Origin of the sequence: Hydrogenophaga sp., from assembly GCF_041633695.1 — a bacterium.
Classification (GTDB): Bacteria; Pseudomonadota; Gammaproteobacteria; order Burkholderiales; family Burkholderiaceae_C; genus Hydrogenophaga.
Map to the genome: position 1 here is coordinate 1 of NZ_JBFJMY010000176.1, position 8170 is coordinate 8170.

General features: G+C 64.6%; 7 protein-coding genes. 3 read left to right on the plus strand and 4 right to left on the minus strand.

Annotated features, from left to right (window positions below):
- Window positions 1-204: 204 nt before the first annotated feature.
- The 3 genes from chvE to ABYB95_RS12230 form a co-directional block, all read right to left on the minus strand.
- The gene (chvE, locus tag ABYB95_RS12220) at window positions 205-1275 is read right to left on the minus strand and encodes a multiple monosaccharide ABC transporter substrate-binding protein (RefSeq protein WP_372658826.1); all 1071 of its coding nucleotides are present in this window, start codon (window positions 1273-1275) and stop codon (window positions 205-207) included.
- Window positions 1276-1345: 70 nt separating this feature from the next.
- Entirely contained in the window at window positions 1346-2311 is a 966-nt protein-coding gene (locus tag ABYB95_RS12225) for an ABC transporter substrate-binding protein (protein WP_372658827.1), read from the minus strand.
- 46 nt (window positions 2312-2357) lie between these two features.
- Window positions 2358-3809, minus strand: coding sequence for an aldehyde dehydrogenase family protein (locus tag ABYB95_RS12230; protein WP_372658828.1), 1452 nt, complete (start codon window positions 3807-3809; stop codon window positions 2358-2360).
- 107 nt (window positions 3810-3916) lie between these two features.
- On the opposite strand from ABYB95_RS12230, the gene ABYB95_RS12235 reads away from it, so the two are divergent.
- A complete protein-coding gene (locus ABYB95_RS12235) occupies window positions 3917-4876 on the plus strand; it encodes a LysR family transcriptional regulator (protein WP_372658829.1) in 960 nt (319 codons plus the stop codon).
- Window positions 4877-5309: 433 nt separating this feature from the next.
- Here ABYB95_RS12235 and ABYB95_RS12240 read toward each other — a convergent pair whose 3' ends face one another.
- The gene (locus ABYB95_RS12240; protein ID WP_372658830.1) at window positions 5310-6128 is read right to left on the minus strand and encodes an SDR family NAD(P)-dependent oxidoreductase; all 819 of its coding nucleotides are present in this window, start codon (window positions 6126-6128) and stop codon (window positions 5310-5312) included.
- Between the two features lie 122 nt (window positions 6129-6250).
- On the opposite strand from ABYB95_RS12240, the gene ABYB95_RS12245 reads away from it, so the two are divergent.
- Both ABYB95_RS12245 and ABYB95_RS12250 read left to right on the plus strand, forming a co-directional pair.
- Window positions 6251-7198 carry an SMP-30/gluconolactonase/LRE family protein gene (locus ABYB95_RS12245; protein ID WP_372658831.1) on the plus strand — a complete coding sequence of 316 codons (948 nt, stop codon included), beginning with the start codon at window positions 6251-6253 and terminating at the stop codon, window positions 7196-7198.
- A gap of 144 nt (window positions 7199-7342) precedes the next feature.
- Window positions 7343-8170 (plus strand): aldose 1-epimerase (locus ABYB95_RS12250; RefSeq protein WP_372658832.1); only part of this gene is annotated, 828 nt, incomplete at its 3' end.

The following is an 8170-nucleotide window of genomic DNA, read 5'->3' on the forward strand; positions in this document are numbered from 1 at the left end:
CCGTTTTCGCCCACGATGGCGTGGATCTCACCCGCGCGTACCTGCAGGTTCACCTGGTCGAGCGCCACCACGCCGGGAAAAGTTTTGCGGATGTTCCGCATTTCGAGAATCATGATCGAGCCGTGTGCGTGAGGGCGGGAAAATGGATGCACCGCCCGCGCGGCCGAATCGGCGCGCGCGGGGCGGGTGCGTGGTGGCGAGGGCTTACTTGATCTGCGACTCTTTGTAGTAACCGCTGCCGACCAGCACCTTGTTCCAGTTCGATGCGTCCACCGACACCGGCTTGAGCAGGTAGGAAGGCACGACCTTCACGCCGTTGTTGTAGGTCTTGGTGTCGTTGATCTCGGGTTGTTTGCCCGAGATCGTGGCGTCCACCATATTGGCCGCGACCTTGGCCAGTTCCCGCGTGTCCTTGAACACGGTGGAGTACTGCTCGCCCTTCAGGATCGATTTGACCGAAGGGACTTCGGCGTCCTGGCCGCTGACCACCGGGCAGGCCTGCTGCGCCGAGCAGTAACCCACGCCTTTGAGCGACGACAGGATGCCGATCGACAAGCCGTCGTAAGGCGAGAGCACCGCGTGGATCTTGTCCTGGCCGTAGTAGGCCGAGAGCAGGTTGTCCATGCGCGCCTGCGCCACCGCACCATCCCAGCGCAGCGTGCCGACCTTGTTCATGCCCAGCTGCTTGCTGCGCACCACCAGCTTGCCGCTGTCGATGTACGGTTGCAGCACGCTCATGGCGCCGTCGTAGAAGAAGAAGGCGTTGTTGTCGTCGGGCGAACCGCCAAAGAGTTCGATGTTGAACGGACCCTTGCCTTGCTTCAGGCCGAGCTTGTCGACGATGGAGCCGGCTTGCAGCACGCCGACCTGGAAGTTGTCGAACGTGGCGTAGTAGTCGACGTTCTTGGAGCCTTTGATCAGGCGGTCGTAGGCGATGACCTTGACGCCTTTGTCGGCCGCGCTTTGCAAGACGCGTGACAGTGTGGTGCCGTCGATGGAGGCGATCACCAGCACTTTGGCGCCTTTGGTGATCATGTTCTCGATTTGAGCCAGCTGGTTCGGGATGTCGTCGTCGGCGTATTGCAAATCGGTCTTGTAGCCGCGCTCCTGCAGCACCTTGACCATGTTGTCGCCATCGGCGATCCAGCGCGCCGAGGACTTGGTGGGCATCGAAATGCCGATACTGCCTTTGTCTTGTGCCAGCGCCATCGGCGAGACGCCGACGGCGCCCAGGGCCAGAGCGGCCAGCACGGCCTTGAGGGTTGCACGCTTCATGAAATGGTCTCCGATATTGTGAGAAAACGCGCGCCGCTCGACGCGCGTGAAGGGCGATCCGTTGGCCGGATCAGTACTTGCGCTTGGGGAACTCTTGGGCCGCGATTTCCATCGGGAAGATGCCCTCTTCGGTCACGATGCGTTTTTGCAAGGTCTTGCCGGCCTTGAGGTCTTTCACGGCGGCCATCAGCTGCGGGCCCAGCAGCGGGCTGCATTCGACGCTCACGTTGAGCTTGCCGGCCATCATGGCTTCAAACGCGCCTTTGACCGCGTCGATGGAGATGATGGTGATGTCCTTGGCGGGCTTGAGGCCGGCCTCTTCGATCGCCTGGATCGCGCCAATCGCCATGTCGTCGTTGTGCGCGTAGAGCACGTTGATTTTCTTGCCCTCGGCTTTCAGAAACGCTTCCATCACTTCCTTGCCTTTGGCACGGGTGAAGTCGCCGGTCTGCGAACGCAGAATCTTGAACTTGGGATCGGCCTTGATGATTTCCTCGAAGCCTTTTTTGCGGTCGATGGCGGGGGCCGAACCCACCGTGCCTTGCAACTCGACGATGTTGATATCGCCCTTCTGGTCCTTGGTCTTGTCGACCAGCCAGCGGCCGGCTTTGCGGCCTTCTTCGACGAAGTCCGAGCCCATGAAGGAGACGTACAGCGAGGTGTCTTTCACGTTCACCGCGCGGTCGGTCAGCACCACCGGGATCTTGGCGGCCTTGGCTTCACGCAGCACGTTTTCCCAGCCGGATTCGACCACCGGCGAGAACGCGATCACGTCTACCTTCTGCGCGATGAACGAGCGGATCGCCTTGATCTGGTTTTCCTGCTTTTGCTGTGCGTCGGAGAACTTCAGCTCGATGCCCGCCTCTTTGGCGGCCGACTTGATGGACTCGGTGTTGGCGGTGCGCCATTCGCTTTCGGCACCGACCTGGCTGAAGCCCAGGACGATGGGTTTTTCGGCCCAGGCGGCTGCGGGCAGCAGGCCGGCCAGCGGGGCACAAGCGATGGCGGTGGCAAGGGTTCGTCGATTCAGTTGCATGGTTTTGTCTCCTGGTTGAAAGGGAAAGGCTTTGCAGAAGGATCGGTCAGGCCAGCATGTAGCCGGTCTTGACCGTGGTGTAGAACTCGGCCGCGTACCGGCCCTGTTCGCGCGAGCCGTGGCTCGATTCCTTGCGCCCACCAAACGGCACATGAAAATCAACGCCCGCTGTGGGCAGGTTCACCATGGTCATGCCGACTTCGGCATGGCGTTTGAAATGCATGGCGTGCTTGAGCGAGGTGGTGCAAATGCCTGCGCACAAGCCAAAGGGGGTGTCGTTGGCCAGACTGAGCGCGTGCTCGTAGCCGTCCGCGCGCAAGACGCAAGCCACCGGGCCGAAGATTTCCTCGCGCGCAATGCGGTGCCCGGGTTTGGCCAGAAACAGCGCCGGGCTCATGTAGTGCCCCGGTGTGGGACGCTCCAGCCGCTCGCCACCCCAGACGTGTTCGGCCCCTTCGTTGCGCGCGATCTCGATGTAGCCCAGGTTCTGCTCGAGCTGGTCGGCGTCCACCACCGGGCCCATCTCGGTGCTGCGCTCCAGCGCGTGCCCTACCTTGAGCGCTTCCAGCCGCTGGCGCAGCCGGGCCACGAAGGCGTCGTGTATGCGCGCCTCCACGATCAGGCGGCTCGACGCGGTGCAGCGCTGGCCGGTGGAGAAGTAAGAGCCTTGCAGCGCGCATTCGATGGCCTGCTCGAAGTCGGCATCGGCCAGCACCACCAGCGGATTCTTGCCGCCCATTTCCAGTTGCACCTTGGCGCGCCGCGCCGTGGCCGACTGGAGGATGCGCTCGCCCGTGGACACCGACCCGGTGAAGCTCAGCGCGTCGACCAGGGGGTGGTCCACCAGGGTCTGGCCGACCTCGCGGCCGCTGCCCATCACCAGATTGAAGACACCGGCGGGCAGGCCGCAGCGGCTGATGATCTCGGCCAGTGCCCAGCCGCAGGCCGGCACCAGTTCGGCGGGTTTGAACACCACGGTGTTGCCGTAGGCCAGAGCCGGGGCGATCTTCCAGGCCGGTATGGCAAAGGGAAAATTCCAGGGCGCGATGATGCCCACCACGCCCACGGGTTCGCGCGTCACGTCGACCTGAACGCCCTGGCGCACCGAGGCCATGAGTTCGCCGGGCACGCGCAGGGCTTCACCGGCGAAGAACTTGAAGATCTGTCCGGCGCGGGCCACCTCGCCCACACCCTCCGCCAGCGTCTTGCCTTCTTCGCGCGCCAGCAGTGCGCCCAGCACGTCCTTGCGGGCCAGCAGTTCGCTGCCGATGAAGTCCAGCGCGTCGGCCCGGCGTTGTGGGGTGCTGTGGCTCCATTGCGGCAGCGCGTCGGCCGCGGCCTTGATCGCCTGCTCGGCCTGGTTGCGATCGGCCCGGGCGTATTCGGCCACCACTTCACGCGTGTCCGACGGGTTGGTGCTCACCCCCGTGGTGGTACCGATCTCCCAGCGCCCGTTGATGAGGTGCCTGGGGTTGTGTTGCATGTCGCCTAGCTTCATCTGGTCCCTTGTTTTGGTTTGGCGATGAAGTCTAGGTTTTATTTGGATATCGATCCAATCGTTTTTTGTGCAAAATGCATATCAATAAAGGCATTCTGGAAAACCCGATGAGCACCTACAACCACTGGTTCATTCGCGCGCGCCTCAAAACCCGCCAGCTGCTGCTGTTGGTCGCTCTGGCCGAAGAGGGCAACATCCACCGCGCGGCCCAGGTGCTCAGCATGACCCAGCCAGCGGCGTCCAAGCTGCTCAAGGATCTGGAGGACGTGCTGGAGGTGTCGTTGTTCGAGCGGCTGCCCCGGGGCATGCGCCCCACCTGGTATGGCGAGACCATGATCCGGCACGCCCGCATGGCACTGGGCAGCCTGAACCAGGCGCACGAAGAGCTCAACGCGCTCAAGAGCGGACATTTCGGACAGGTGGGCATTGGCGCCATCACCTCGCCGGGGCTGAGCCTGTTGCCGGCGGCGGTGACGCTGGTCAAGCAAGAGCATCCCAGTCTGCGCATCTCGCTCGATATCGAGACCAGCCCGGTGCTGCTGGACCGGCTGGAGCAGGGCAAGCTGGACATCGTGGTGGGGCGGTTGTTTGCCGAACACGACAAGACCCATTTGCGCTACGAATCCCTGACCGAAGAACTGATCTGCGCCATCGCCCGCCCGGGCCATCCCTTGTTGGGCATGACCGGGTTGAGCCTGCGCGACGTGCTCACGGCCGGCTGGATCGTGCCGCCCGCAGGCAGCGTGTTGCGGCACCGCTTTGATCTGATGTTCCAGCAAGAAGGGCTGGCGCCGCCCATCAACACCATCGAGACCTCGGCCCTTTTGTTCATCACGCGCATGCTGCAGCAAAGCGACATGGTGGCCGTGCTGGCGGCCGACGTGGCGCACTACTACGCCTCACACGGCATCGTCTCGGTGCTGCCATTGGCCGTGCCCTGTCACATGGACGCCTTCGGCATCATCACCCGCTCCGACCGCCTGCTCTCGCCTGCGGCCAAAGTGATGATGAAGGCGCTCAAGCAGACCAGCCTGACCCAGTACGGGCGGCGCCTGGAGCTGGAGTGAAACACCTCTGTTGCGCGCGGACCTTTCTTTTCTCCTGAAGCTTGATTTGGCCGGGTCTCGCCCCGGCGGGTGAGGTACTGTTCTTTTGCTTCGCCAAAAGAACAGTACCCAAAGAAAAGGCGAGCCGAAGTCCGGGCCGCTGCGCGGTTCCTTGCGCTGCTCGCGTCGTGGGGGAAATTCGCAAACTTGTCCGCTGCGCGGCCTTCGGACATGCGAATTTCTGATCCCCACGCCCCTGCGCTGCTCAGCCCGGCCACACGGCAGTGCAGGATCGGGAGCGGGCTCCCCTTCATTTCCCCACCGTCTGTCCCTGGGGGGCGGCAACCTGCGTCAGCGCTGGCGCGACGTGCCTTATTCCAGGGGCACCGAGGAACCGGCTTTGCCGGGGCCCCCTTGAGGGGGTCGCGCGCAGCGCGGCGGGGGTGGGTCAAATTCAGGCCCAGCCCGCATCCACCTTGAATTCCTGGGCCGTGCACATGGCCGCGTCGTCCGATGCGAGGAACAACACCATGCGCGCGATGTCGTGCGGCCGCAGCTTGTCGGGCAGGCATTGGTTGCGCTGGATATCCTGCTCGCCCTCTGCGTCCAGCCAGAGCTGGATCTGGCGCTCGGTCATGACCCAGCCGGGCGATACGGTGTTGATACGGATACGGTCCTGGCCCAGGGTTTTCGCCAGCCCGCGCGTGAGGCCGTTCACCGACGACTTGGCGATGGCGTAGCAGGGGTAGGCCGCGCCCTTGGTCTGCCAGCCGGTGGAGCCCAGATTGATCACCGAGCCCGAGCCGAGCCGCCGCATGCCCGGCACCGCTGCCTGGATGGCAAAAAAGGCCGGACGTTCGTTGATCGCCATGCGCTGGTCGTAGTAGTCCGGCGTCACGGATTCCAGGCTGTGGCGGTCGTCGCTGGCGACATTGTTGACCAGTACCGAAAAATCCCCCAAGGCTTGGGCCGCCTGCGCCATGGCCGCTTGGAGTGCGGCCACGTCGCGCACGTCGCAAACGCGCCACCAGGGAGGTTCGTGTCCGGCGTCGGACAATTGCTGGGCCAGGGCTTCGCTGGCTTGTTCGGCCACATCCACGAACCCGACGCGTGCGCCCTGTTCAACAAAGGCCGCGACGATGGCGGCCCCGATGCCGCTGCCGCCTCCGGTCACGAAAACCGAGCGCTTACGCAGGCTGGGGAAATGGGCGAGATCCCCCCATGTTGGCTGGGTGGACGGGTGCTTCAGAGGGGTAGTGCTTGGGTTCGTCATTGCAATGTTGATATCAATGAATATGAAAAAATGGAGTTACAGATATCAATTTGCGTTGATACCATGCGCGGAGTCAAGAGGCATTCATCGGACATGTGCAGAAACAACAATCGGAGACCGCTATGAGCAGCGAGCAAACCGCTTCGGGCCGTCCGCAGGCCAGCACCTTTTCCGCGCCCGTGATCGGGCCTTGGCGCTGTCTGCAGGCCTTGGGCGCCGAGTTGGGTGAAGGCCTGCTTTGGTCGGTGCGCGAGCAGGTCTTGTACTGGGTCGATATCCTGGCCTGCCGCTTGCACCGGCTGGACCCGGTCGGTGGTGGCCACGCCAGCTGGACTTTTGCCGAGGAAATTTCGGCCTTGGCCGAGCGTGCCCACGCGCCGGGCCTGATCGTGACCCTGCGCCGGGGTTTCGCGGTGTTCGACCCCGCCACCGACCGCGAGCCGCGTTACCTGCACCAGCCCGGGCACGAGCCGCCGGGGAACCGCTTCAACGATGGCAAATGCGATGCGCAGGGCCGCTTCTGGGCCGGCAGCATGGACTTTGCTTGTGAAGCGCCCACCGGCGCGCTGTACCGCTACGATCCGGACGGCCGCTGCACGCGCCACGACCAGGGCTTTGTGGTGACCAACGGCCCGACCTGGGCGTCGGGTGCGCGCGGCCTGGCCCTGTATTTCAACGACACGGTGAATGCCAGCACCTACTGCTACGACTTCGACGCGGCCGCCGGCACTTTGTCGAACAAGCGGCTGTGGAACCGCTTCGCACCCGGCGACGGTGTGCCCGATGGCATGACCACGGACGCGCTGGGCCGGGTGTGGATCGCGCACTGGGGCGGTGCTTGCGTGAGTTGCCACGATCCGGTGACGGCGCAGGAGCTGGGCCGCGTGAGGCTGCCCACCCGCCACGTCACCAATTGCAGCTTTGGCGGGGCCGACTTGCGCACCCTGTTTGTCTCCACCGCGCGCAGCGGGCTCACGCCCGAGCAGCTCGCAGCCGAACCCCTGGCCGGCGGGCTGTTCGCCGTGTCCGTGGACAGCCCCGGTCTGCCCGCCCATGGGTTTGGCGGGTGAAATGGGCCTCCCCCGCCACGCTTCGCGCGACCCCCAAGGGGGCAACCCGATGCGGCTCGGCAGAGCCGGTTCCGCCGGGTTCTCGGCCCGGGCACTGCGCCCCGGAGAGTCCTCCCGCAGCCCTTCAACCTGGAGAACACCAACATGAACAACACCGCCCATCCCACCGTCTGGCTGCACCACGCCGGTCAACACCTGGGGCTGGTCCCTTCGCTCGGCGGTAGCGTGGCGGCCTGGCAGGCCGATCACCCCGAGGGTCCACAGGGTCGCTTCGACCTCTGGCGGCCCTGGGACGGCCAGACGCCGGACTTGTACCAACTGGCCTCCTTCCCCATGTTGCCCTGGTCCAACCGCATCAGCGGCGGCGGCTTCGACCACGATGGCCGCTTTCACCCGATGCAGAACAACCGCGCGGGCGAGCCGTATCCGATCCACGGCGATGCCTGGCTGCAGCCCTGGGCACTGACGCAGCCGGCCGACGACACCCTGGTCATGACGCTGCGTTCGCAAGGCTTCCAGGGCAATCCCCACGACTACGAGGCGGTGCAGAGCTTCCGGCTGGTGGATGGTGGGCTCGACCAGCGGGTCGAGGTGCGCCACCTGGGCGCGCAACCGCTGCCTTATGGCATCGGCGTGCACCCCTGGTTTCCGCGCACGCCCGCCACCCGTATCCAGGCGCCGGTGCAAGGCGTGTGGCTGTGTGGTGACGATCCGATACCGGTGGCACACACCCCGCAGTTTCCGCCGGGCTGGGATTTGAACCAGGGCATGTCCGCCCACGGGGACTTGATCGACAACGGCTACACCGGCTGGGGCGGCAGCGCCCGTATCGAGTGGCCCGAGCGGGGTCTGCAGCTCACCGCGTCCATGCCGGATTTCGAACACGACGGTGGCGCCGCGCAGCACTTCTGCCTGATCTACCGGCCACCGCAGGGCCCGGCGTTTTGTTTCGAGCCCATCACCCAGCCCATA